The organism is Paenibacillus vandeheii (genome assembly GCF_030433635.1).
Classification (GTDB): Bacteria; Bacillota; Bacilli; order Paenibacillales; family Paenibacillaceae; genus Paenibacillus; species Paenibacillus vandeheii.
On the sequence record NZ_JAROCD010000001.1, the window covers coordinates 535,027 to 559,626 of the forward strand.

Here is a 24,600-nt window from a genome sequence, read left to right on the forward strand (position 1 = left end):
TGCCTCGCATAAAACGATCAGGAAAGTTCAGCCGCTGTCCTGAAAGCAACAAAAAGAATGAGGGTGACACAACCGGTAATGCCCAAATTTAAAGACCCATTAGTAGTCTTCATCAACAATTTATTTTACAGTTTACTAGAACCAAAGTCAAGCATGTGATAAAAGCAAAAAAACGTCTAAATTTGTCGATAGGTCATTAGGCCCAAAATAATGGGACAATTTTCTGAAATATGGATGCAAAAAACCTTTAAAGAGAGTAAAATAGATTGTATCTTAACTTTAAATGATCTTGTACATTAAGGTTATCGCACAGAATTTGCAGGTTTGCGATAACGTCTGCAGATTAATGCATCCGAGTGGATGCAAAAACGGTGCAAAGGAGCGCCTGACATGTTAGAACATCTAAGAAGTAAACCCGCCAGCTTGAATTCGCGAAGTTCGGGCGATTCCGCATCTTCTGCCGCTCCTCACGAAGCGCATGTATTCTGGATGCAAAAAATGGATATCACACCTTTTGATTTTTCATATCTGGGAAGCCTGCTGCAGCAAGCGTATACCGACTGGTATACCCAACGACGGCCACACTCAGACAGATCATCGATAATATACAACGTATGGAATACAGAAGGGATCTGTATGGGGCAAGGGAATGAAGGGGCTCCTCCGCTGGACGTACATTCGACTGTAATGCAATGTCTTGAATCGGGACAGGCACAGTCGTTACGTGGAACCACTGAAAACGGAGAATATCATCTAATGGCTGAGCCTCTTTTCTCCAGGACAAACAGGGATATGTTTGCTGTCTTCACTGCTGTAACCTACGAGCAAAATCGAGATGACACGTCTGAAGCTGTTGTTCGATCGGAGGGATTGCATTATCGTACCTGCTTTTACCGAAGATTTGAATACATATTTATGACGGACATGTTACATGCTCATGAACAAACTGCCCGTGAAGAACACCGAAGGTCGATTCTGTTCCAAATCGTTCAACGGATGCATGACAAGATGGATGTGGACGCCATTTTGGATGAAGTGTTTGACAGCATTGACTACTTATATCCAACAACGGGCATGACACTGTATATGTCTCAGGATCAGAGCAGCCTTAACCCTCGCATCAAGCCGCTGCTTGTTCATGAACGTGGAGAAGACATCTGTGTACAATCGTTCATGGAGGGCAAGCTCATTGTTGTTCGGGCACGTGAAGGTGATGATCGCATACTGGAGGTTGGCCTTCCTCTAAAAGGCAAGCAAGGGATCTATGGTGTATTTCACATTGAGATGAATGAGGAGTTAATGGGAGATTCCGATCTGCAACTCATTACGATGATGGCGGATACAGCCGGAACTGCCTTTGAAAATGCCAAGCTTCACGAGCAATCGAATATGTTAATCCAGGAACTTCGTCTAATCAATGATCTGACACAACGTTTGAATAAGAGCCTGCAGCTGATGGAGATCTATCAATTCTCAGAGCAGGAGTTGAAGGACATCTTTCAGGCTGAATCCTGCTGTATCCTTCAACTGGATGACACTACGAGTCATTTTGAAGTGATGTCATCCAATGTAAATGAGCTATGTCGCAAATCATTTCCAATAGACTACGGAATTGCAGGGGTGCTGTATGAGACAGAAGAACCGCTCATTCTATCCAATTATGCGGATTATGATAAAGTGTCATCCGTCTTCATGGATATTACCGGTTCAATGTCACTAATAGCCACGCCCGTTCGGGTGAATGGTGAAGTGAAGGGTGCCATTCTGCTGGGACATCCCAAAACACAGTATTTTTCGTACGATAATTATCGTCTGTTGCAGATGCTGTCCATTCATATAGGACTTGCACTTTCCAATGCAACACTTCATGCCGAGGTACGACGCTTGGCAAACCTGGATATGCTGACAGGGCTGTATGTAAGGCATTACCTGGATAGTGTGATCCATGAACGTCAGGCCCATGATTTCTGTGGGGCGCTGGTGGTCGTGGACATTGACCAGTTCAAGCAGGTGAATGACACATTTGGGCACCAAACAGGTGATCAGGTATTGAAGCAGGTGAGCGACATTGTAACGAGTTCTGTCAGACCTGAGGACATCTGCGCCCGATGGGGCGGGGAAGAGTTGGCCATCTATATGCCCCAGATTGGTGCTCGTCAGGCACTGGAATATGCCGAGACCATTCGCACGAGGGTTGCTGAAGAGACAAGGCCTGCGGTGACCGTATCCAGTGGTATTGCGGAATGGAACTGGATGGATGAGAAAGTCAGTGTGGAATCGTTATTTTACCGGTCTGATATGGCTCTGTACGATGCGAAGCATGGCGGTCGAAACCGGATCGTCATGGAAGAACAGGAAGTTACACGTTAAGAGAGGACTATTCCGATTGCGGAGTCGTCCTCTCTTTATTTTTTTGAAATGGCGATGCCAAAGGAAGGAAGTATAAGCAAATAAGGGAGGGGCAGGCTATGGAGAAAAGTTGACGGAAGGGTGGAATAAAACATGTTGAAGCGTCGGTCTATACGTGGGCTATTGTTGATTCTAAGTATTGTTGTGTTATGTGCTCCTGGTTGTGGATTGTTAGAGCGTGATCGAAGTCCCGAGGAATTATTCTCACTGGCTTTATCAGGGATAGCAGGCAAAGAAAAGCTGAGTTTTGACGGAGAAGCGGGACTGCGACGTGAAAGCAGCGGGTTGTTCGAAAATCAGTTCAAATTTGAAGGCAAGCTGGAGGATCATGACCGCTTGACCTTGCAAACGAGACTGCCTGGAGCTGTGACTGCTGCCGGAACGGGAGTGAAAGGAGTGAATGCCAAGGCTGTTAACAATAGCGGTCAACCAAGCGGATTTAGCGCTTCTTTTGTACGAAAACAAGGACAATGGATGGCTTTAACTGCCGAGCATGAGCCTCTTCGCGGCTCGCTGTCCCGCTTTAATCCCATTGCTCAAATGGAAAGTATCGATCGGTTGAACAAAACGATAAAGTCCGAGTACGGTTCAGGCCATCGAACAAAAATACTGCGGATTGAACTCGAACCGAAAGATGCCAAAACCTGGGCGCTCGCGCAGCTTAACGACGAGATGAACGCAATCCGGGCAGAGTATATGCACAAGGCAGCTACAGTTAAGGGAGGCAGTCAGGAGGAGCTTGAGAAGGATCTGAGCAACGTGTGGGAGCAAGGGGAAACATCGATGCAAGAGATGATGAAACAGGCCGAGGTACATACGGTGTATCATCTAACCGTGGATCGGAAAACCAGCTTGCCCTTGCGTCTGTCCTCTGAAAGCCAGGTGAGCTATAAGGATATGAACAGCAAAAAGAATAAAGAAGCTCTTGTCACAGATGTAAACTTTAGGTCCTATGAGTAAATGAATTGCGGGACTGCCTGCTGACGGGATGGTTGTTGCGTGCTACAATAGTATCGTAATTTACCGTTGTTCAATTCAGGAATGGCAGATGACAGGAGGAGTTTACAAGATGAAGGACCCAAGAATTCAGAAGCTCGCAGCCAATCTGGTGGGCTATTCTGTAGATGTACAACCCGGCGAGAATGTGCTGGTAGAGATGATTGGTACAGAACGTGATCTGATTAATGCAATTATTGAAGAAGTAGGCAAAAAGGGCGGTAACGTCTTTGTACAGCTGACTGACAAGACAGTACAGCGTGCGATGTTCAAAAATGCGACAGAAGAGATGATGAAAACCTGGGCAGAGATCGATCTGAACCGGATGAAACAAATGGATTGTTACATTGGTATTCGTGCAGGGGAGAACGTGAATGATCTGTCCGATGTACCGGAAGAAAAAATGAAAATGTACAATTCACTTTATTCCCATCCGGTACATAGCGAGCAACGGGTAAAACATACGAAATGGGTTGTGCTTCGTTACCCGAATGCAAGTATGGCACAGTTGGCGAATACAAGCACAGAAGCGTTTGAAGATTTCTACTTTGACGTATGCAACCTGGATTATGCCAAAATGGATAAAGCGCAGGATTCACTGGCTAACCTGATGAAACGCACAGACAAAGTGCGTATCACTGGACCGGGAACAGACCTGAGCTTCTCCATTAAAGATATCGGTGCAGAGAAATGTTCTGGTCAAAAAAATATTCCGGATGGCGAAGTGTACAGTGCCCCTGTACGTAATTCCGTGAACGGAACAATTAGTTATAACGCGCCAACGCTGTATAACGGAGTTACTTTTGAGAATATCAAATTCACCTTCAAAGACGGTAAAATTGTTGAAGCAACGAGCAATGACACAGAACGTCTGAATGAAATTCTGAATTCAGATGATGGTGCCCGTCATATCGGTGAATTCGCGATTGGATTCAATCCACATATCCTGCATCCGATGAAGGACATCCTGTTTGATGAAAAAATCGCAGGCAGCCTGCACTTTACGCCAGGACAGGCTTATGAAGAAACAGATAACGGGAACCGCTCATCCATTCACTGGGATCTGGTGCTGATCCAGCGTCCAGACTACGGTGGTGGCGAGATTTATTTTGATGATGTACTGATCCGTAAAGACGGTATTTTCGTTATTCCTGAGCTGGAATGCCTTAATCCGGATAACCTGAAGTAGGAACAGTATTTTGCTGTTGCTAGGAAAGCGGATTCACGGTATCATGTAGTGGTAATTAATAGATGATACCAAAAGTGAAAAGACGGAGGGATTCCTATGTCGAGTAATAACGCAGCGGTAGTTGAAATTGCTCAAACAGCGAGCAAATTTACTTCTTCAATCGTACTTCATTCAGAGAACAAGTATATCGATGTAAAAAGTATTCTCGGGCTGTTTACAACGCTGATCAGCACGCACAGCTATGAACTGCACGTTCATGGCCCGGATGCAGCCGAAGCCAAAGCAGCCATGTCAGAAGTATTTGCCAAGCATGGACTGAATGTGAGTATCGCATCCGAGTAATGGCACTAAGAAGCATCTCTGCCTATTATGGCAGAGGTGCTTTTTTGGCATGAGATCATTCAGGTGTTCGGCAAGACCTCTGTAAAATAGGGGGATTATGCAGGAATAAAGCTCTTCAGAATGTATGGTTATTTTGGTCAGGTTCTTGTATTAGCTCCTGATTTCGTCTAATATTAGAGGTAGAACGTCTTTACGCGATTTTTGGGACATAGGGGGGAAAAATGCATGACTTCATCTGATCTGCAGGACCAGTTGCACTTGAAAGCGATCAGTCTTCTTCAAGAAGATGCAGATAAAATACAGAAGCTTATTGAAGTACAGATGGAGAATCTGGCTACCCGCTACTGCCCTCTCTATGAGGAAGTATTGGATACACAGATGTATGGGTTCTCCAAGGAAGTCGATTTTGCTGTTCGTGCAGGGCTTCTTCCAGAAGGTGCTGGTAAGCAGCTGGTAAGCGCGCTTGAGCGGAATCTGGCAATTCTATATGAAGCTTTGAACAAGAAGAATGAGCAATAGCCTGCAATAGCGCGGGTCAGAATAGAAGGCATGCAGGTATTTGCATGCTTTTTTTGTGCGGTTGAATCGGTAGATAGGTTGGTGGGATAGAGGCAGAGGGATAAATGAAAAAACAACCTGGAAAATGCGATTTCCAGGCTGCTTCTTGCGCTAAATGGTCTACCAAATCGTACGAGTGAAGTAGGTTATACCAGGAAGAACGATACACCCAAAATAATATACACAACCATCAGGAGCAGACCTTCGTACCAGTTCGTTGAACCGTCCTGGGTGATGGATTTGGCTATAAATACGGCTACGCCAATGGCTACCAGCTCAATCGTTGTAAACACAATGTCCATCGTTCTGCCTGTGAAGTAGCTGACAAAAACGAGTACAGGAGCAACAAAGAGTGCGATTTGCAAACTGCTGCCGACCGCGATCTCTACAGCGGCGCCAATTTTGTTTTTCATGGCAAGCATGATGGCTGCACTATGCTCTGCGGCGTTACCGATAATGGCAACGAGGAACGCACCGACGAACAGTTCGCTGAGTCCAAATTGTTCAGTAAACACCTCAAGTGTGCCAACAAGCCATTCACTGACGAAGGCAACCATGACAGTGGCAAGAACGAGATAGAGAATTGATTTTTTCTTGGACCACTCGGGTGCATGTTCATGCGGTAATTCTTCATCTTCATCCACAGTGACATCTGCGAGATAGTTCTTGTGTGTGACCATGGAGAACACTAACCATGCTATGTAGGCAAGGATCAGCAAACCTGCGACAATGAGACTGAGTGTATTTGTATCCTTCTGTGTGATGGAATGGGTATTCAGGAATACGGCTGGAATAAACAGGGCAATGATGGCTACAATCATGAGAGAGCCGTTCAAACCGGCAAGTGATACATTGTAATTCTGAATTTTGAACTTGAGTCCTCCCGCAAAAATACTTAAACCAAGCACCAGCAGCAGGTTACCAATAATCGAGCCTGTTAAACTGGCCTTAACCATGTCAAACAGTCCCTCTTTGACGAGAAAAATGGCGATAATCAATTCGGCGGCATTCCCGAATGTTGCATTCAAAAATCCGCCTAACCGCTGTCCGGCATAATGGGCTACATTTTCGGTGGCTTTTCCTAAAAAACCGGCCACAAAAATAACCGAAATAGCTGAAATGACGAATTGCAGAATCGAATCCCATTTCATGTAGTGGGCGACGGCGCTGAGCGCAAAAAAAGCAATCAGCAAAATGGATGAAATCCGGTTTCTCACAACTAACACCTCGGTTATCTAATTATTTTGTTTTAAACGACATCATAGAACGGTTTATGAGAATATTTTCATATTTCAATATAACCAAATCGTGGTAGGTTGTAAACGCATCTTTTTGAGTTTAATTTGCTTTTTGGGGTGGAAAGGATTTAAAATACGAGTAACGAAGTGAAGGAGGATGTGGCATGGCAGAACAACTTCAACTAGAGGGCGGAAACATCCGGATTGCCGATGACGTAGTGGCGAAAATTGCCGGAATGGCTGCGATGGAGACACCCGGAATTGCCGCAATGTCTGGAGGATTGTCAGAGGGCTGGGCCAAGCGCCTGAGCGGTAAAAACGTACAGAAAGGCGTAGGCGTGGAGGTCGGCCAGCTGGAAGCAGCCATTGATCTGCGCATCATCGTCCTGTACGAGACACCGATTCATGAAGTTTCCCGCATGCTTCAACAAAATGTAAGAGAAGCGGTAGAGACCATGACGGGATTACGTGTTGTTGAAGTCAATGTAAAGGTAGAAGGCGTATCTTTCAGAGGCGACGATCTGTAAACCTTAGCAATCCGCGATGGAAGAACAGCAGTACATTGAACCTGGTTCTTCATCTAGATAGACAACACCAAAAAGACTTCGCATCGAAATCGATGCGAAGTCTTTTTGTGTTTACTTCATTTTGTTCCAAAACCATTCGTATACCGTTCCTTCTCATTACCGAATTCGGCGAATGGATTCACGTGAACGAAGTGCAGGAGATGTACGTGATGTTTGAACGGTCACCGACTTTGTTTTTTCTTCCTTGATGACGTCCAAGTTATTGGTACGAGAGATGCTGAGCAGGATGCCCATTGCCACCATCATCACAAACAGTGAGGTACCGCCATAACTGATAAACGGAAGGGTAACCCCTGTCACCGGAATGGTTTGGGTCACACCCCCAATGTTGATAAAGGCCTGAATTGCAATTAATCCCATAATCCCAATACCGACCAGTGTCCCAAATGGATCGGGACATCGAAGGGAGACGATAATGCCTCGCCAAATGAAGTAAAGGTAGACCAACAGGAACAGGGCTGTTCCAACAAAGCCAAGCTCTTCTCCAATGACGGAGAAAATGAAGTCATTATAAGCATTTGGCAAGTAATGCAGCTTCATCGTGCCTTGTCCGATTCCTGAGCCAGTGATGCCTCCATCCCCGATTGCAACAAGGGAGCGGTAAAGGTTAAGACTTCCGCCGGTTTTGTCGGATAAAGGATCAAGGAATGCTTGAATGCGCCCGATTTTGTAGTTCTGTGTAGCTTCCGTAGCTATGGTGCTATCTGCAATATCTGAAGAAGACACGGAAGAAAACAAGGCATTCGCTCCAAGCGCCAATGCTGCTCCTAACACTACCAGCAGAATGGAAGCCATAATGTGTTTCATGCTTGCGCCACCTGCATAAATGACCAGACCGCAAGTAGCCACGAGAATGAAGCACGTACCAAAGTCCGGTTGCAGCATAATCAGTCCGGCGATGAACCCAACAATAACCAGCACAGGGAAATACCCTGTCTTAAGATCCCTGAAGCGTTCCCCTTTTTTGGTGATCAGGGCAGCAAGGTACAGAATAATAGCGATTTTGGCAAACTCGGCTGGCTGAATACTAAAGCCAAAAATGTGAATCCAGCTTCGTGCGCCGTTCAGCACCTTGCCTGAAACCAAAACAATCAGGAGTAATACCGTGGTGAACAGGAAAAACGGTGCATAAAGTTTCTTGTATTTGTTAAATCGGATATTCATGGCAAAAAACATGCCCACTAAACCGATAACCGCCCACATAAGTTGTTTTTTCGTGAAGAATAGGGCATCATTGTTAAAACTTTTGCTTGCAATTGCAATGCTGGAACTGGAGCTGAACACCATCACCAGTCCGAAGCCCACCAACAATAAAGTGAGGATTAGCAGTTGAAAATCCGGCGTGCCTCTCTTCGTTTTCGTTTGGGCCGTTTGTTGTTTCATGGTTAGGCCCAGCCTATGCTTCCAGCAGTTCTTTAAGCTGCTGTAATTTTTGGGCCGCCAGCTTCACGACTGGCTGTGGTACGGTAGACTCATAATCCAGACCATGCGGAAAGGTTGCTTTTCCAAGGTAAACAGCTTCAACTGCGAGAACCGTATCCGGTTTTTCGAGTTTGCCATCGATCGCACGGGTATTAATACGTACAAAGTATTCCGATTTGGTTTGTTCATCTTCAATTTTGTAGTCATATGTAGCACGATAATATTCCCATTGCCACCGGACAAATCCGACTTTCTCGGCGCTCTCATCCAGGTATGCCAAGTCGCTCTTCAAGCCATCCAAGCCTGTATTCTCAAAAATCATAAGCGTCTGATCCTCCTCATAAGCTTCCGAGAGTATAATTCTCGTTCTTTTCTCTATTTTATGATAGTATGTTTCCCCTTCCCGTGCAAGCTTTCCAGGGGTCATTCGTATCGGTTTTCTTCCAATTCTGCTACAATATACAGCAATAGGTTTCAAGAGGAAGGTTCGGGCTTGATGAAAGTCCCGTACAGAGAGCGAAAGGATGGGGAGACATGACAAACAATATATGGTGGGATGATTTGCAAATCCACATGGTAGAATGGCGTCGTCATCTTCATCGGAATCCTGAGGTTTCCTTTCATGAGGAGAAGACATCCTCTTTTGTAGCGGGTATGCTGGAGAGCTTTGGCGTTGAAGTGAAACGACACGTGGGCGGACACGGGGTTATTGGTACCCTTCGCGGAGACAAGCCAGGGCCTGTCGTAATGCTTCGTGCGGATATGGATGCACTTCCGATCCAGGATGAGAAGGACGTGGAGTACGCGTCACAACAAGCAGGGGCCATGCATGCCTGTGGCCATGATGGGCACATCTCCATTTTGCTGGGCACTGCACTGTATTTCAGTCGCCATAAACATGAGATTAAGGGTGAGATTCGCTTTTTGTTCCAACCTGCAGAAGAATTGCTCCCAGGCGGGGCGCTCAAGGTCATTGCAGACGGTGGACTGGAAGGGGTAGATGTCATCTATGGCATTCATTTGTGGACCCCATTACCTGTTGGTGTGGCTGCGAGTACCCCGGGGCCGATGATGGCAGCGGCAGATGATTTCTATATTGAAATCAAAGGAAAAGGCGGTCATGGCGGCATGCCGCAATCTACAGTGGACAGTCTGGTAGCGGGATCGGCGCTTGTGATGCAATTGCAGACAGTTGTCAGTCGCTCGGTTGATCCCTTGCGTCCTGCGGTGTTAACCATTGGCACGATGCAGGCGGGTTCCGCGCAGAATGTCATCGCCGAATTATGCAAAATGACGGGTACGGTGAGAACGTTCGACGAAGAGACACGCAGTATCATGAAAGAACGTGTGCATACGGTCGTTGCCCAGACAGGGGCAATCTACGGAGCAGAGACGCAGTTGAACTATATCATGGGGTACCCTCCGGTCGTGAATGATGAGCAGGAAACGGCCCGTTTCTTCAGGGAAGCAGTGGACGTATTCGGGGCAGACTCTGTACAGAAGTCACCCATGATGATGCCCGCGGAAGATTTTGCTTATTATCTGCAGCAGATTCCCGGCTGCTTTATGTTTGTTGGTGCAGGCAACCCGGAGAAAGATGCAATTTATCCGCATCATCATCCTAAGTTTGACTTTGATGAGGATGCCATGCAGAATGCTGTAAAACTATTTATAGCAATGGCTAAAGGATATACAGCCGAATGATTTGAGTATAGTTGGGCATCCTATTCATACGAAAGTATGAGCAGGGTGCTTTTTTTTGTAGGGTCTACCTAAAGGTTAAGGTAAGGTCGAACTGTTGTACTAAACAGGTTCAATTTCGGAAGACACCGGAACTGAACTTTTTGTGATGCCTGTTAATCAGATAACATATGGATCATTTTTTAAATGAAGGAGGAAGCGGAATGGAAAAAACGGACGCCTGTATTGTCCAGCGCGATTTTACAGTATTGCTTGAAGTGGGTCATCCTGGATTTGATCAGGCCAGAGCACAACTGGGGATGTATGCCGAACTGGTAAAGACACCTGCGGCTTTCCATACCTATCGTATTACTGCATTATCGCTGTGGAACGCTGCTGCACTTGGATGGAGTGCTGATCAAGTGATTGCAAATCTGGAATCAGTGTCACGTTGGAATGTTCCTGCCGCCCTCATTCAGGATATCCAACGGATTATTGATCAATATGGAAAGTTGAAATTGCAGCCAGAGGCCGATCACAAGAGAATGCGTCTCGTGAGTGAAGATAAGGGATTGCTGGATGAATTAAGTGGTATGAAGACCATCTCGGCTTTTCGGATGGAACGTGTCGACCCCCATGAGCTCGTGCTTGGCGGGGAGCAGCGCGGACTGCTGAAACGTGAATTGACCCGTTTGGGGTATCCGGTGCTGGATTATGCCGGATATCGAGAAGGAACAAGCCTTCCGTTTGAATGGCGGGCGAATACTCCAGGGGGAAGTGTAGAAGGCTTCGGGTTGCGTCCATACCAGCGAGATGCTGTGGATGCTTTTGAAGGTAGCGAGGGCATGGGAGGAAGTGGGCTGCTTGTTCTTCCCTGCGGTGCAGGCAAAACGGTTATTGGGATGGCCGTGTTGGAACGTCTGCAATGTGAATGCCTTATCCTAACCTCGAACACGACATCCGTGCGGCAATGGATTCAGGAATTGCAGGACAAAACAACGATAACGAGTGAACAAATTGGTGAGTATTCCGGTCAGAAAAAACAAGTTAAACCTGTGACTGTGGCTACCTATCAGATTCTTACACATAGAAAATCCAAAGATGCTGATTTTACGCATATCAAATTGCTTAGTGAACGCCAGTGGGGGCTTATCATTTATGATGAGGTCCATCTGCTTCCAGCGCCTGTATTCCGTGCTACTGCAGATATTCAGGCAACAAGAAGACTGGGATTAACAGCAACATTGGTGCGTGAGGATGGCTGTGAACGGGATGTATTCTCACTTATTGGCCCGAAATTATATGACATGCCGTGGAAAGAATTGGAGCAGCAAGGCTGGATTGCTAATGTTCAGTGCCAGGAAATACGCATCCCGTTCACTCCTGAGCTACGATCTAACTATTTGGAAGCGGAGGTGAAACATCAGTTTCGTCTTGCAGCCGAAAATCCGGCTAAATTGGCTGTGATCAAACGGATATTGGAGCATCATAAAGGGGTGCCGGCACTTGTCATCGGACAGTATTTGGATCAGCTTGAGAGCATTGCCCGGGAAATTGAAGCACCCCTCATTTCGGGCACGATGTCCCAGCAAGAACGGGTAAAATGGTATGCAGCGTTCAGGCGGGGGGAAATCAAAACGATAGTGGTGTCCAAGGTTGCCAACTTTGCCGTAGATCTGCCAGATGCAGCCGTTGCACTTGAAATATCCGGAAGTTTCGGTTCAAGGCAGGAAGAAGCCCAGCGATTGGGTCGGATTCTAAGGCCGAAGTCCGGAGAAAATAAAGCATATTTCTATGCCCTTGTATCTGAGGATAGTAAGGAACAAGAGTTTGCATTACGGCGTCAAATGTTTCTGGTCGAGCAGGGATATGAGTATAAAATCGTTCATGAATTGCAATGAAAAGATCTGTTCACATCACCAACTAAAATAATGGGAAAGGCAAGATAAGCCATGCATACACAAAGTAATCTGGATATGAATTCATTCCAAGAGCTATCATGCGTTGAAAGAACGGTACTTGGAGCGATTTTTTGCAAATATGCCGGACAACCCTTTTCCAACATGATGACACCAGCAGAGTGGGCAGCGGATGGTCTTAGCAGAGCTGAAGCGGTGACAGCCTTTATAACACTTCGGCACAAAGGATGGATCAAAGCTGTGCGCAAGTCGTGGGGCGAACGTCTGTATTACATACCGAATTCACTGCTTTCTTTGTTATCCATTCCCTATGCAGCAAGGGTTGGACCGTTTGTTCAGCAGAAGGTGAATGTGATACAGGATGAAGGTGCACTTCATAAGTCCGTATCCAGTAATGAAGTCCGAAGTGTGAAGATTGTTCGAGAGGGAAAGCCCCATATTGCTGCTGAGCTTCTTCATGTATTGGCTTGGATGCTAAGAGAAGGTCAAGCGCAAGGAGGACTTCCATTAACAAGTAAAGGGACTATCCACAAGAGAATGGTGCAGCGATTAAGTCGCATGACAGTTCTGGTACCTGAAGACTTCTCTGGATTAGGCATTCACTACGATCACGCAGATGTATATCCAGTCCATGTAGCCATTATGATTGATATGCTGCTCCGTCTGGGTTTAATTGAAAAGACGCACAACCGCCTGCAGGTGTCCCCTGACCGTCTTGATCATTGGTTAACATTGTCGTGGTCTTCAATGCATCGAGAAATCTATAGTGTATGCATGGACCGATATGGCTTAGCAGAGCCCAATCTTCAGCATTTTCGCCATCAATTAATGATGTTTGCTTCACGGGGAAATGAATGGTTGAGTATTACGGCAGGGACGTTAGATAACGATGGGTTGGAAGAAGCCATTGAGAGTAAAGAGAGTGGAGGTTCTTCAGAATCATCCTTCTTAACACATATCCGGGGATGGCTCATTGCTCTGGCGGGTTTGGGGTTTGGTGAGGTAGGGGAGTCCGCTGAGGGAGAGTTATATTATCGTTGGCAGATTGAACCTGACATTTTAAAGGAATTTGCGAAGGACGAAGCAGAAAATGCTGGGGAGAATTTGATTTTTGTACAGCCTGACTTTGAAATTATGGTTCCGCCAGATGTAACCCCACAGGTCCGTTGGGTTCTGGAAATGAGTACAGAGCTTATAAGCCGTGATCGCATGTCCATATACCGAATGACAAAGGAACGAATCATCGCTGCATCAGAGCTCGGTCTTACAGCCGATGAAATGATAAACTTCCTTAGGCGATATGCCGGATCGGGTGTGCCTGAGCATGTGGAACTAGCAATCCAGCAGTGGGGACTGGAGGTAAACAGACTTCACATGGACGTAGGCCAGAACGTTGATCTGGATGAGTCGGTGGATAAAGCCAACAAAAAGGATACATGGACATATGAATCAAGAAGTGCATTACATGAGAAGCTGAACCCCCCATGTTGGCGAGCCTTTGCAGATGAGTCCATAGTCGGAGCAGATGAGGAGTTCAATGTCGGACTTAAGGTAGAGAAGGAACTCTTTTATATGCGTGGAAGAGTAGGGCTCATTGAAGGTGAACTCAATCTGCATGCGTATGAACCGGATCACTCCATTACAGAGCAATCGGGTCTGTTTCCCGGATACGGAGAGATCCCGGAAATGTGGCATAACGAGTGGCGAGGATATCATGTGTCCACAGCTCGTCAGATTGCTGCAAAAGCCATTGAATGGCAGACAAAACTAGGTCTGAAGCTGGACAGTAATATCTTTTATGTTATCCCCGATCAGATTCATGGTCATGAAGATTGGACACTAACGGGCTGGTCCATATCGGATAGTGGTACAAATCCCGCAGAACGTCGCTCTTTTTCGCCTAACGAATGGAGTCAGATACGACTGATTATGCCGGACCATGCTCAAACTTGAATCGACTTTGCAAAAGCAGATCCCTTGTTCCCCTTATTTCTATTTGCAGGAAAAACACTTCTTAACTTTTCGGGGATATGATATGATGAAGTAGTCTACGTGAAGTAGAACTTTATATATAGATAGGATGAATTTCATGAGCGTAGCGGAAATGAACACGGTCGATATGGCCCAAGTGTTAACGGGCGCATATGAACTGGGCGACATGATTAACCAATCAGCCGAAGTATCGGATTATTTATATTGGAAACAGCAAGTGGAGACGAACCCTGACATTCAGGTGGGAATACGCAAGCTGAACGCCAAAAAGGAATTATTTGAAGAAACCCAGCGTTTTGGGCATTTTCACCCGGACTATCATGCGGCAAAAGATCAGGTTCAGGCTTTGGAGCTGGAGTTGGAGCGTTTCGAGGCGGTAGCCCGCTTCAAACAGGCGGAGAAGGCATTGGACGATATGTTGTTCCAGATGTCGGAGACGATTGCATTCGCGGTGTCAACGACCATTAAGGTACCGAGCAATGATCCCAATCCGAAGGGCGGCTGCGGTAGCGGAGGCAAGTGCGGTTGCAGCTAAGGCTGGATAAGAAAAAATTCGTGACAGACCGGACCTTTCCGAGGTCCGGTCTCCATTATAGAGAGGCGGGGAAAATGATGTTTGCGGAAAGGACAGGATTCATCATATGGGTCAGTGATTTGAAAGCGGCTCGTAATCTCGAAAAGTATGGTACCGTTCATTACATCTCCCGCCGTATGCATTATGTCGTTATGTATGTTAATGCAGAGCGGGCTGAAGATACGATGAAAAATGTGAACAGACTTTCCTATGTGCGCAAGGTCGAACGTTCTTACCGGAATGAGATCAAAACGGAGTATGCCAGCAAAACATTGGACAAAACAAGTTTTTACGGGATATAACAAAATGGTTTGGGAATGTATAGTGAACTTCTCTTGTTGCTATTGAACATTTCGAAACGATTAACCAGAGGGGTCCTTCGGGACCGCTCTTTTATTGAATTAGGCATAAACTGGATTTTGTGAAAAAATCTGAACTTACGCCTTGAGGTTGCGGGACTTATGTTGTAATATATTGGGTAAATAAATAGATAGAAAGTCCTATCTGGTGGAGAGTGATTCCCATGCGTGATAAGGTGATGCAACGTTGGAGCACGTACGAGCCTTTTTTCGTGGCTCTTGGAGACAAAAAAGTGGCCGACATCGTCATTACCCATCATGCCAAGATGCGGTATGCAGACCGTATTGAGCCGGCACGTAATGATGATGACCATATTGCGGCATGGTTATGGGAGTGTCTGAAGCAGGACCGTATTACACCATACTACCGTAATGAGCAGGATGTCTACCTGATCGACGAGGATCTGGTCGTGGTTGCTGAATTCTCCGAACTTGAAGGGGAATATGATATTGCTGGCAATCCGCTTCATAAGATGATTGTAGTTACGTTTCTGGGGAAAATGTCCGAGACGATTGAACTGCGGGATCTGAAATCGTATTATTCCTGGCTGAGACATTCAAGACGAATGACTCTGGTCAAGAACAGTCGCAAGCATAAGTGAGTTCGGAATAATCCATATTTTCGAATTGATAGATTCAGGTTACATCGCATGCAGACAAGCTGCATGCTTTTTTTGTTGTAATTATAGAAATCGGCTACAATGAGGGAAGCGTACAGAAGAGGGGCGAAGATATGAATTTTCATCAATTGCATATTTTTTATACCGTAGCAGAGAAGGGAAGTTTTTCAGCGGCTGCGCAAGCACTACATATGACACAACCTGCGGTGACGATGCAGATCCAATCGCTTGAGGATTATTTTGGGACCAAGCTGCTGCACCGTTCTACCAAGAAAATAGAATTATCCGAGGCGGGTCGGACATTATTGCCTCATGCCAAACGCAGTGTAGAGTTAGTCAGACAGACAGATGAGGCGATGTCTGCATTTACGCAGATGCTGCAAGGCAGATTGCAGCTCGGGGCAAGTTTGACGATTGGTGAGTATGTGCTGCCACGGATGCTGGGTCCATTTGCCCGCCAATACCCGGATATCTCGATTGTCATGAAAGTGATGAATACGACGCAGATTATGGACGATATCTTGAAACATCAGCTTAACTTTGGACTGATTGAAGCGCCAGTTCATCACCCGGATATGATTGTTGAGCCGATCATGCAGGATGAATTGAAGCTGGTTGTTCCGGCAGGGCATGCATTGGCAGATCGTGGGGCAGTAGAACTGGAAGATGTGATGAACTACGCATTTGTGCTGAGGGAAAAAGGTTCGGGTACCCGTCAGGTGATGGAAGATCAGCTTCAGAAGAGAAATATAGATCCACAGGACATGAATGTGGTGATGGAACTTGGCAGTACAGGTGCCGTGAAATCCGCCGTCGAAGCGGGTGTAGGTATCACGATGTTATCTCCGTCATCGGTTCAGCATGAGCTGGCCCTTGGCCTGGTTCATATCGTGGATATTCGTGGGCTTGAGTTCAAAAGACAATTCTACGCTATACATCTGAAATCTTCATTGCTTCCCCTGTCAGCAGTTGCTTTCCTGAATTATTTGCGTCAGCATGAGCAGACAACATCAGAAGGACAGGCGGAATAGGGACAATAAATGCAGAGCTGGAATAATGCATGATTGATCCAAAGAATGGTGGAAGGCAATAAATTGCAATGGTCTGACCTATAATGAGCCGATTAAAGGGAGTTGTTATTTATGAATCATCATCAAGGACGTTGTGATCTTCATACCCATAGCCAAGCTTCGGACGGAATGCAGCCACCTGCCGAGAATGTGAAGCTAGCCAAACAAAGAGGTCTCTCTGCGGTTGCGCTGACGGATCACGATACAGTAGCGGGTGTATCTGAGGCACAGCGGGCGGGCCGTGAATATGGTATTGACGTTGTTGCAGGAGTAGAGATCAGTACTCGTGCGGGCGGCAAGGATATTCATGTGCTGGGGTATTATGTGAATATAGAAGATGAGCAATTTCTGGAGCGACTGCGCGGGCTTCGGGAAGCGAGGGAAGAACGCAATCATCTGATCATTGCCAAGCTGCAGGAGCTTGGACTTGAGATTAGCTGGCAGGAGGTCATCGATGGCCTTGGCCGACCGCTGGAACCGGATGAAAGCATCGGTAGACCTCACATGGCCGATGTGTTGGTACGGAAAGGATATGCCGCTGATATGAGGGATGCATTCAATCGTTATTTGGCTGAAGGCCAACCGGGATTTGTATCGGTTCCCCGAGTTGCACCGGAAGATGCATGCCAGTGGATTAAAGATGCCGGTGGTGCTGCGGTTATTGCCCATCCTGGTTTATACGGAGACGATGAATTGGTTCGTCGCATTCTGGTGGATGCCCATCCTGACGGAATTGAAGTGGTTCATTCGGATCATGGACCGGAAGAAGAGCGCAGATATGCGGAGTTGGCACGGGAATTTGGACTTATCCAGACAGGTGGTTCTGATTACCATGGTGTAAGACAAGGAGTAGTTTTCCACGGAGATCTGGGTAGCAAAACTGTATCCATTGATGTGCTCGATAAGCTTCGCGCTGCAGCTGGAAGGTCTTGATTCGGAAACTTTGCATCCGTTGTGTGAGACTGGAGTAGAAGTAATCGGTTGTTATCATGCGGAATGAAACGGGAAAATAATGAAAGGACATAGAATGGTGTGACCATTAGTCACTAGCCATGTCTCTATGTCCTTTTTTGAATCCACTATAATTAGGTGATGGAATAATTCACCCAAGTGCCTCGAGCAGCTTCAAGACGTTCAAATAATTGCTGTGCCCGCTCGTTGGTTGCTGCTGTGATCCAGGACATGTAAGCACATCCGTGTTCACGTGTATACTGCTGACAGTGTTCGAATAGGCTGGCCTCGGCTTCGCCTTCTCTCCAAGCCTCCGTCACAAACAAGTCATTCATAATGGCAACGCGGTTTGCCTTCATCGTGCTATAGGTAAAATAGAGAGTAGCGAACCCGATGAGTTCACCGTCCTGTTCTGCAACAAATTGAACTCCTATCTGCTGATCAAGCAGGTTTTTGATCAAAAGCTCGATTGCCTGATCACCAGGCCAGGGGTTGTTATAAAACCCGACGACATACTCGTGTATTAATGCACTCAACGGAAGCAAATCATTAGGTTGAGTTGGTCTGATATGTAGAGTCATGGGACACATCCTTAGAAGTTTATTTACAAAAAATCCCCCGAACATTCTTTTGTTCCGGGGGATTTTACGTTGTCTAACAGGATTGAAAGCAAGCATCCTATCCATTTTTGATGGTGGATGGCAGACTCTTAACCAGTTCTTCGTTTGGCGTCACAAACAGGGTCTTCTGGTGGTCATAAATGACAAAGCCTGGTTTGGAGCCACTTGGCTTGCGTACATGTCGGATAAAGGTGTAATCCACCGGCACGCTGCTGGATTCTTTGGCCTGACTGAAGTAAGCCGCAAGTTGAGCTGCTTCCTCCAGGGTAGCTTCGCCAAAGTCAGTGCTGCGAATGACGACATGTGAACCCGGGATGTCTTTAGTATGCAGCCAGGTGTCATTGGACGAAGCCAGACGGTTGGTGACGTACTCATTTTGCAGATTGTTTTTGCCTACGAGAAGTTCAATTCCCTCCGAAGAAGTAAACTGATGCACTGTAGGGCGGTCGTTTTTCTTTTTCTTTTTGCCTTTTTTGTTACGGTCACGAAGATAACCCTGTTGTACAAGCTCCTCGCGAATTTCCTCGATGTCGTTCATGGATGCGATAGACAGCTGCTGGAGCAGATTATCGAGATAGTTGATCTCGTCTTTGGTTTTACCAAGTTGCTCATGAATAACAGCCAGACTGTTCTTATATTTGTTATATCGCTTGAAATAACGTTGTGCGTTGTCAGACGGAGTTAGTAATGGGTCAAGCTGAATGGTAATGTTGGCTTGATCTTCATCATAGAAGTTCACAAGCTCCACACTTTTGTCCCCTTTATTAACCTGATGCAGGGAGGCAAACAGCAGCTCACCCCATAATCTGAATTTGTCCGCATCGTCGGCTTCCAGCAGATCCTTGTTCAGGTTGTCCAGCTTTTTAATATTTTTGCTTCGCTCATTTTGCAGAAAACGCAGCAGATCGCTCACTCTTTGTTTGACCGTATCGCGCTCAGCCTTGTCTCCGTAATAATCTTCCATACACTTGCTCATCGTGTCATAGGTTTTCTCCGCGTCCTGAATGCTTTGAAGCTGAACGGCTGAGAAAATCATTTTGCCTTTGGCATTCAGCCCGGTCACAGGCGTGTAGCTGTTATCTCTAACTGGCCCCATGATGGACTCAAAAGCATTCCATAGGGCATCGGCTTCGATTCGAGAGTCCCCTTCGCTTGCAGCTTGATCAGCTCCTGGATCGGCAGATACCCGAGAGGTAATCTCTCCTGCGATCAGCGGACTAAGACCGCTGAATGAATTTACCAGCCAACGAGAGGCCTCTTCTTCAGCGGCAGTATAGCTATTTTTGAATTCAGTGCTGCTCACTTCCAGTGGATTGCTCTTATGCTGCTCTGGTGGTTCAGTGTACGAAAATCCAGGCATAATGACCCGGTAACTGCTGATGGACGGAGTTACGTGGTGAATACCATCCAGAATCGTTCCCGTTATCGGATCGACCAAAACAATATTACTGTGACGTCCCATCAATTCAATGATGATCCGTTTGACCGAAACATCACCCAGCTCATCGCGCTGACGCACGTCAATATGGATAATCCGCTCCATGCCAATCTGACGAATCTCCTCAATGATCGCTCCTTCACAGTGCTTGCGGAGCAGCATGCAGAACATCGGAGCTTCAGTAGGATTAACAAACGTTTTCTCTGTAAAGTGCACACGCGGATATGTTGGGCTGGCCGAAATTAGCAATTTGCTATTTCCACGCTGAGCACGGAGGGTCAGAACAACATCATGGCCGTTAGGTTGATGTATTTTGCTGATTCGTCCGCCCTTGCAGCCTTGCAGTTCATGTACGATGGCTCGTGTTACGATGCCGTCCAATGCCATTTTTTTCAACGTCCTCTCTATCTATAACTGAAATGAACACCGGGATATGTAAAAAAGAACCCGTTGCAGATTCGTATTCGTTTGCATAGCAAAAATCGGATTGCCACTGCGTGTATAACCACAGACCTTTATTTTAGCTTATTCTGCCCATCAGGGAAAGGATTCGCCATTGGGTGCTAATTAAGGTCCTGTCCGAATACATATAGAGCAGGTAGTTTGTCCGGCATCGCGTACAACCTGTTGATGAGCATAGCCGGTGTAGTATGTGTGACGTTTTACAGAGGAAATACAGACTGGGAGGGAATTTTGAAGCATGGAACATACCAAGTGGCACCAACTAAGCGTTGAAGAGCTTCGCAACACTCTTGGCGTCAGTCTTGAGGACGGGTTAACTGAAGAGACTGCAACAGAGAAGAGGAAAGCCGCAGGTTCGAATGAACTGAGTGAAGGAAAGCGCATATCTCCAATTACATTATTGCTTAATCAATTTAAGGATTTCATGGTTCTGGTGTTGATGGGGGCCACACTGGTGTCCGGATTGCTTGGAGAATATTTGGATGCTGTAACGATTGTTGCCATTATCGTGCTTAATGCCATTCTTGGTTTTGTGCAGGAATTCCGGGCAGAGCGTTCCCTTCGTGCACTGAAACAATTGTCGGCACCATTGGCCAAAGTGCTCAGGTCGGGTCAGGAAGTACATCTTGCAGCCAAGCTTCTGGTGCCAGGGGATATCGTTCTCGTGGAGAGCGGTGATCGCATACCTGCTGATGTGCGCTGGCTGTCCACGAACAGCCTCGATGTGGAGGAATCTGCACTGACCGGGGAATCAGTTCCTGTAAGCAAACATTGCCATCCCATAGCTGCAGATGACGTGCCTCTTGGAGATCAGAAGAACATTGGATTTATGGGGACGATGGTCACTCGCGGTACGGCTAGGGGCGTTGTAGTTCGAACGGGCATGGGTACCGAGATGGGCAAAATCGCTGATCTGATCCAGAATACAGAGGAACAGGAAACACCGCTGCAACACAGATTGGAGCAGTTGGGTAAAATTTTGATTTTTGTCGCGCTTGGATTAACTGTCATGGTTGTTGTTGCGGGTATTCTGCATGGACAACCGGCAGTAGGCATGTTTCTGGCAGGGGTCAGCCTCGCAGTCGCTGCCATACCAGAGGGGCTGCCAGCGATTGTAACGATTGCGCTAGCTCTAGGTGTACAGCGCATGATCAAGCGTAAAGCAATTGTACGCAAGCTTCCTTCCGTCGAAACCCTTGGTTGTGCCTCGGTCATCTGTTCGGATAAAACAGGTACGTTGACCCAGAACAAGATGACAGTTACGGACGTGTGGCTGGAGGGACGCAGCATCAAGGTAACCGGGGATGGTTATGCGCCGGAAGGGCAGATGCTGGAGAATGGTCGTACCTTGGAGCTGAAGAGTGATCAGACATTGCGAAGAATGCTCCAAATCAGTGCGCTATGCAATAATGCCAGTATTATTGAGAGTATCGCGGATGACACGCCGAATAAAAAGAAAGGCAAAGAGAGCAAAAAGGATAGCAAGCATGATAATCATGACTCCAAGAAAGAGCATAAAAAGGAAATGGTCAAGGAAGACAGCGTCGTATGGGAGCTGAAAGGCGATCCTACGGAAGGAGCACTTGTAACACTGGCTTCCAAAATGGGTCTTACCCCTGCTGGGCTCAAAGAGTTATATGCACGTGAGCAGGAATTTCCGTTTGACTCTGATCGGAAGCGAATGTCTGTGCTGGTTCATCATCAGGGTGGGCGCATGATCTACACCAAAGGTGCACCGGATGTGCTGATTGGGCATTGCAGCTACATTTTGTGGGAAGGCAATGTTGTACCATTCACGGGAACACTGCGGCAGAAAGTCATGGCGGCGAATGAGAGCATGGCTGGGGCTGCGCTGCGGGTTCTCGGGATGGCTTATCGCGATGTAAGGCCGGAAGAAAAAGTGGAGAATGAGCATGCTGCCGAGAACCAACTCGTCTTTGTCGGGCTTGCAGGCATGATTGATCCACCGCGGCGTGAGGCACGGGATGCCATTGCCACTTGCCGCAGAGCAGGCATACGTACCGTTATGATTACCGGCGATCATGGCACGACGGCAGAGGCGATCGCCCAGCAGCTGGGTATCCTCCCCCGGGGTGGGTCTTCCCTTAGCGGCCAGCAATTGGCGGGCATGACGGACGAGCAGCTGGATAAACAGGTGGAGGGCATCTACGTGTTTTCACGAGTATCGCCTGAGCACAAACTGCGAATTGTGAAATCGTTGCAGCGCAAAGGACATGTCGTAGCCATGACCGGAGATGGTGTGAACGATGCACCGGCTATCAAAGCGGCAGATATCGGTATTGCGATGGGGATTACAGGCACGGATGTGACAAAGGAAGCATCGGCATTAATTTTGAGTGATGATAATTTTTCTACTATAGTAGCTGCGATCGAAGAAGGGCGTAATATTTATGAGAACATTCGCAAGTTTATCCGGTATTTGCTGGCATCGAATGTAGGCGAGATTTTAACGATGTTTTTCGCGATGATGATGGGTTTGCCATTGCCACTTGTGCCGATCCAGATTCTATGGGTCAACCTGGTGACGGATGGCCTGCCAGCGATGGCGCTGGGCGTGGATCAGCCGGAAAAAGATCTGATGGAACACAAGCCTCGCGGCTCCAAGGAAAATATTTTTGCCAGACGACTAGGCTGGAAAATCGTCAGTAGGGGTGTATTGATTGGACTTTGTACACTCGGCGCGTTCTGGCTCACCCTACAGGCCGCACCCGATCAACCGGGTCAGCTCATTAAAGCTCAATCTGTGGCCTTTGCTACGCTCGTTTTGGCACAGCTCATTCATGTATTTGACTGCCGGAGTTCCCGCTCCATTTTCCACCGGAATCCATTGCAGAACAAGTACCTGGTGTTTGCAGTCATTTCATCCGTCGTACTGATGCTGGCGGTTATGTATGTAGAACCATTGCAGCCTATCTTCAAAACAGTACCACTGGGTATGCGCGAATGGGCCATTTCCATCGTTGCCGCAGGTATTCCAACCTTCCTCATGGGAATTGGCAGCGTATGGGGAGGTCGCCGCAACCGTCGCCGGATGGGCCCTGAGCGCTTCGTACCGAAAAGTACAAAGTTTTCGGCATAAAATCAATAGCAATTACTTATCGTTTTCGTTATGCTATCCTCAAAATGATTCGAGGCGAGAATCCTCGGCATTTTGCAGGATAGCTTTTTCTATTGGGGAATGTTGGATATGAATGTTCCTAGGGCATCCTGTAGAGGAGCAAGAATAACGCTTTGGCAGCAGACTGCCAAAAGGAGTGGGCAAGATGATGGAATTTACAAAAATGCATGGACTCGGCAACGATTTTATTGTTGTGTTTGGAGAGAAACAGCTCCCGGCTGATGCAGCAGAATTGGCTGTAAAATGGTGCAATCGATTTTTCGGCATCGGTGCGGATGGCCTGGTTTATATACTGCCTTCGGAGAAGGCGGATTTTCAGATGCGCATCATGAACTCGGACGGTTCGGAAGCAGAGCAATGTGGCAATGCCATACGCTGTGTATCCAAATATGTATATGATCACGGCCATGTGACACAAGCACAGATTACGATTGAAACCATCGGTGCCGGTGTACAACCAGTCAGCCTGAACATTCGAGATGGTAAAGTGGAAACCGTTCGTGTGGATATGGGAGAGCCTATCCTGAATGGACTTCAGGTTCCAACAACCGTCGATGCCAATCCGGTGGTGGATCATTCCATTGAAGCCAATGGACAGGAGTTCAAATTTACGGCTGTATCCATGGGTAATCCTCACGCAGTCATCTATGTGGAGGATGCTGTGAATTTTGATCTCTCAACATGGGGGCCACTTCTTGAAGTTCATCCCATGTTCCCGAAAAAAATCAATGTAGAGTTCGCAACGGTTCGCGATCGCGGATATGTGGACATGCGTGTGTGGGAACGCGGTGCTGGCCCGACACTCGCTTGTGGAACTGGAGCTTGCGCAACCCTGGTATCCTCCGTTTTGAATGGACATACGGATCGAACAGCGGTGATCAGCCTCAAGGGCGGCGATCTTCATATTGAGTGGAGCGAAGCCGACAATCACGTGTACATGACTGGACCTGCTGAAGTTGTTTTCAAAGGAGTCATTTCGTAAAGAAGACGTTTAAATGAGGAGGCCTAAGGCCTCTTTTTTGCATTAATATGAGA

At 47.0% G+C, this 24,600-nt stretch carries 21 protein-coding genes; 16 read left to right on the forward strand and 5 right to left on the reverse strand.

The annotated features are described in order from the left end of the window. The first annotated feature begins 390 nt into the window (after nt 1-390). The 5 genes from P5G61_RS02520 to P5G61_RS02540 all read left to right on the forward strand — a co-directional run bounded on the left by P5G61_RS02520 (nt 391) and on the right by P5G61_RS02540 (nt 5,455). A complete protein-coding gene (locus P5G61_RS02520) occupies nt 391-2,370 on the forward strand; it encodes a sensor domain-containing diguanylate cyclase (protein ID WP_301244103.1) in 1,980 nt (659 codons plus the stop codon). A gap of 132 nt (nt 2,371-2,502) precedes the next feature. Further along, nucleotides 2,503-3,369 (forward strand): hypothetical protein, encoded by an 867-nt coding sequence (locus P5G61_RS02525; protein ID WP_301244105.1) that lies wholly within the window; start codon nt 2,503-2,505, stop codon nt 3,367-3,369. 109 nt (nt 3,370-3,478) lie between these two features. Continuing rightward, the gene (locus P5G61_RS02530) at nt 3,479-4,594 is read left to right on the forward strand and encodes an aminopeptidase (RefSeq protein WP_079349554.1); all 1,116 of its coding nucleotides are present in this window, start codon (nt 3,479-3,481) and stop codon (nt 4,592-4,594) included. Between the two features lie 96 nt (nt 4,595-4,690). Continuing rightward, the gene (locus P5G61_RS02535; protein WP_024631140.1) at nt 4,691-4,936 is read left to right on the forward strand and encodes an HPr family phosphocarrier protein; all 246 of its coding nucleotides are present in this window, start codon (nt 4,691-4,693) and stop codon (nt 4,934-4,936) included. A gap of 225 nt (nt 4,937-5,161) precedes the next feature. Then, on the forward strand, nt 5,162-5,455 hold the full coding sequence (locus tag P5G61_RS02540) for an Fpa/YlaN family protein (RefSeq protein ID WP_024631139.1): 294 nt from the start codon (nt 5,162-5,164) through the stop codon (nt 5,453-5,455). Nucleotides 5,456-5,640: 185 nt separating this feature from the next. Here P5G61_RS02540 and cax read toward each other — a convergent pair whose 3' ends face one another. Continuing rightward, nucleotides 5,641-6,711, reverse strand: a complete 1,071-nt coding sequence (gene cax, locus P5G61_RS02545; protein ID WP_301244110.1) for a calcium/proton exchanger — start codon at nt 6,709-6,711, stop codon at nt 5,641-5,643. A gap of 185 nt (nt 6,712-6,896) precedes the next feature. On the opposite strand from cax, the gene P5G61_RS02550 reads away from it, so the two are divergent. Next, nucleotides 6,897-7,259, forward strand: a complete 363-nt coding sequence (locus tag P5G61_RS02550; protein ID WP_024631137.1) for an Asp23/Gls24 family envelope stress response protein — start codon at nt 6,897-6,899, stop codon at nt 7,257-7,259. Nucleotides 7,260-7,415: 156 nt separating this feature from the next. Here the strand turns inward: P5G61_RS02550 and ftsW are convergent, their stop codons facing one another. Together ftsW and P5G61_RS02560 are read right to left on the reverse strand one after the other, a co-directional pair. After that, nucleotides 7,416-8,702, reverse strand: coding sequence for a putative lipid II flippase FtsW (ftsW, locus tag P5G61_RS02555; protein WP_301244112.1), 1,287 nt, complete (start codon nt 8,700-8,702; stop codon nt 7,416-7,418). A gap of 13 nt (nt 8,703-8,715) precedes the next feature. Continuing rightward, nucleotides 8,716-9,063 (reverse strand): YugN family protein, encoded by a 348-nt coding sequence (locus tag P5G61_RS02560; RefSeq protein WP_301244114.1) that lies wholly within the window; start codon nt 9,061-9,063, stop codon nt 8,716-8,718. A gap of 212 nt (nt 9,064-9,275) precedes the next feature. Here P5G61_RS02560 and P5G61_RS02565 point away from each other — a divergent pair, with 212 nt between their 5' ends. The 8 genes from P5G61_RS02565 (at nt 9,276) to P5G61_RS02600 (ending at nt 17,888) form a co-directional block, all read left to right on the forward strand. Then, nucleotides 9,276-10,445: a M20 family metallopeptidase gene (locus P5G61_RS02565; protein ID WP_301244116.1), complete on the forward strand. Its 1,170-nt coding sequence runs from the start codon at nt 9,276-9,278 to the stop codon at nt 10,443-10,445. Nucleotides 10,446-10,645: 200 nt separating this feature from the next. Next, entirely contained in the window at nt 10,646-12,322 is a 1,677-nt protein-coding gene (locus P5G61_RS02570) for a DNA repair helicase XPB (RefSeq protein ID WP_301244118.1), read from the forward strand. Nucleotides 12,323-12,484: 162 nt separating this feature from the next. After that, nucleotides 12,485-14,293: a helicase-associated domain-containing protein gene (locus P5G61_RS02575; protein WP_301244120.1), complete on the forward strand. Its 1,809-nt coding sequence runs from the start codon at nt 12,485-12,487 to the stop codon at nt 14,291-14,293. Between the two features lie 136 nt (nt 14,294-14,429). Then, complete coding sequence (locus P5G61_RS02580) at nt 14,430-14,867, forward strand: YlbF/YmcA family competence regulator (RefSeq protein WP_301244122.1); 438 nt, start codon at nt 14,430-14,432, stop codon at nt 14,865-14,867. Between the two features lie 77 nt (nt 14,868-14,944). After that, the gene (locus tag P5G61_RS02585; RefSeq protein ID WP_024631130.1) at nt 14,945-15,208 is read left to right on the forward strand and encodes a YlbG family protein; all 264 of its coding nucleotides are present in this window, start codon (nt 14,945-14,947) and stop codon (nt 15,206-15,208) included. A gap of 221 nt (nt 15,209-15,429) precedes the next feature. Beyond that, entirely contained in the window at nt 15,430-15,867 is a 438-nt protein-coding gene (locus tag P5G61_RS02590; protein ID WP_053784297.1) for a hypothetical protein, read from the forward strand. Nucleotides 15,868-15,998: 131 nt separating this feature from the next. Beyond that, nucleotides 15,999-16,916: a selenium metabolism-associated LysR family transcriptional regulator gene (locus P5G61_RS02595; RefSeq protein WP_301244126.1), complete on the forward strand. Its 918-nt coding sequence runs from the start codon at nt 15,999-16,001 to the stop codon at nt 16,914-16,916. A gap of 111 nt (nt 16,917-17,027) precedes the next feature. Next, complete coding sequence (locus tag P5G61_RS02600; protein ID WP_301244128.1) at nt 17,028-17,888, forward strand: PHP domain-containing protein; 861 nt, start codon at nt 17,028-17,030, stop codon at nt 17,886-17,888. Between the two features lie 152 nt (nt 17,889-18,040). Here P5G61_RS02600 and P5G61_RS02605 read toward each other — a convergent pair whose 3' ends face one another. Further along, nucleotides 18,041-18,487, reverse strand: a complete 447-nt coding sequence (locus P5G61_RS02605) for a GNAT family N-acetyltransferase (RefSeq protein WP_301244130.1) — start codon at nt 18,485-18,487, stop codon at nt 18,041-18,043. Between the two features lie 97 nt (nt 18,488-18,584). Continuing rightward, nucleotides 18,585-20,351 (reverse strand): Rqc2 family fibronectin-binding protein, encoded by a 1,767-nt coding sequence (locus P5G61_RS02610; RefSeq protein WP_301244132.1) that lies wholly within the window; start codon nt 20,349-20,351, stop codon nt 18,585-18,587. Nucleotides 20,352-20,664: 313 nt separating this feature from the next. Between P5G61_RS02610 and P5G61_RS02615 the strand changes: the two genes are divergently transcribed. Together P5G61_RS02615 and dapF are read left to right on the forward strand one after the other, a co-directional pair. After that, nucleotides 20,665-23,526 carry a cation-translocating P-type ATPase gene (locus tag P5G61_RS02615; protein ID WP_301244134.1) on the forward strand — a complete coding sequence of 954 codons (2,862 nt, stop codon included), beginning with the start codon at nt 20,665-20,667 and terminating at the stop codon, nt 23,524-23,526. 187 nt (nt 23,527-23,713) lie between these two features. Beyond that, a complete protein-coding gene (gene dapF, locus P5G61_RS02620) occupies nt 23,714-24,547 on the forward strand; it encodes a diaminopimelate epimerase (RefSeq protein ID WP_301244315.1) in 834 nt (277 codons plus the stop codon). Nucleotides 24,548-24,600: the final 53 nt, after the last annotated feature.

Bases quoted from the DNA above. Each gene is read 5' to 3' on its own strand.
- P5G61_RS02615 (WP_301244134.1), top strand. From the start codon at position 20,665: ATGGAACATACCAAGTGGCACCAACTAAGCGTTGAAGAGCTTCGCAAC.
- P5G61_RS02530 (WP_079349554.1), top strand. From the start codon at position 3,479: ATGAAGGACCCAAGAATTCAGAAGCTCGCAGCCAATCTGGTGGGCTAT.
- P5G61_RS02570 (WP_301244118.1), top strand. From the start codon at position 10,646: ATGGAAAAAACGGACGCCTGTATTGTCCAGCGCGATTTTACAGTATTG.
- P5G61_RS02575 (WP_301244120.1), top strand. From the start codon at position 12,485: ATGATGACACCAGCAGAGTGGGCAGCGGATGGTCTTAGCAGAGCTGAA.
- P5G61_RS02605 (WP_301244130.1), bottom strand. From the start codon at position 18,487: ATGACTCTACATATCAGACCAACTCAACCTAATGATTTGCTTCCGTTG.
- P5G61_RS02560 (WP_301244114.1), bottom strand. From the start codon at position 9,063: ATGATTTTTGAGAATACAGGCTTGGATGGCTTGAAGAGCGACTTGGCA.
- P5G61_RS02520 (WP_301244103.1), top strand. From the start codon at position 391: ATGTTAGAACATCTAAGAAGTAAACCCGCCAGCTTGAATTCGCGAAGT.
- P5G61_RS02565 (WP_301244116.1), top strand. From the start codon at position 9,276: ATGACAAACAATATATGGTGGGATGATTTGCAAATCCACATGGTAGAA.
- P5G61_RS02585 (WP_024631130.1), top strand. From the start codon at position 14,945: ATGTTTGCGGAAAGGACAGGATTCATCATATGGGTCAGTGATTTGAAA.
- dapF (WP_301244315.1), top strand. From the start codon at position 23,714: ATGGAATTTACAAAAATGCATGGACTCGGCAACGATTTTATTGTTGTG.
- ftsW (WP_301244112.1), bottom strand. From the start codon at position 8,702: ATGAAACAACAAACGGCCCAAACGAAAACGAAGAGAGGCACGCCGGAT.
- P5G61_RS02550 (WP_024631137.1), top strand. From the start codon at position 6,897: ATGGCAGAACAACTTCAACTAGAGGGCGGAAACATCCGGATTGCCGAT.
- P5G61_RS02525 (WP_301244105.1), top strand. From the start codon at position 2,503: ATGTTGAAGCGTCGGTCTATACGTGGGCTATTGTTGATTCTAAGTATT.
- P5G61_RS02590 (WP_053784297.1), top strand. From the start codon at position 15,430: ATGCGTGATAAGGTGATGCAACGTTGGAGCACGTACGAGCCTTTTTTC.
- P5G61_RS02595 (WP_301244126.1), top strand. From the start codon at position 15,999: ATGAATTTTCATCAATTGCATATTTTTTATACCGTAGCAGAGAAGGGA.
- P5G61_RS02540 (WP_024631139.1), top strand. From the start codon at position 5,162: ATGACTTCATCTGATCTGCAGGACCAGTTGCACTTGAAAGCGATCAGT.
- P5G61_RS02535 (WP_024631140.1), top strand. From the start codon at position 4,691: ATGTCGAGTAATAACGCAGCGGTAGTTGAAATTGCTCAAACAGCGAGC.
- P5G61_RS02610 (WP_301244132.1), bottom strand. From the start codon at position 20,351: ATGGCATTGGACGGCATCGTAACACGAGCCATCGTACATGAACTGCAA.
- P5G61_RS02580 (WP_301244122.1), top strand. From the start codon at position 14,430: ATGAGCGTAGCGGAAATGAACACGGTCGATATGGCCCAAGTGTTAACG.
- P5G61_RS02600 (WP_301244128.1), top strand. From the start codon at position 17,028: ATGAATCATCATCAAGGACGTTGTGATCTTCATACCCATAGCCAAGCT.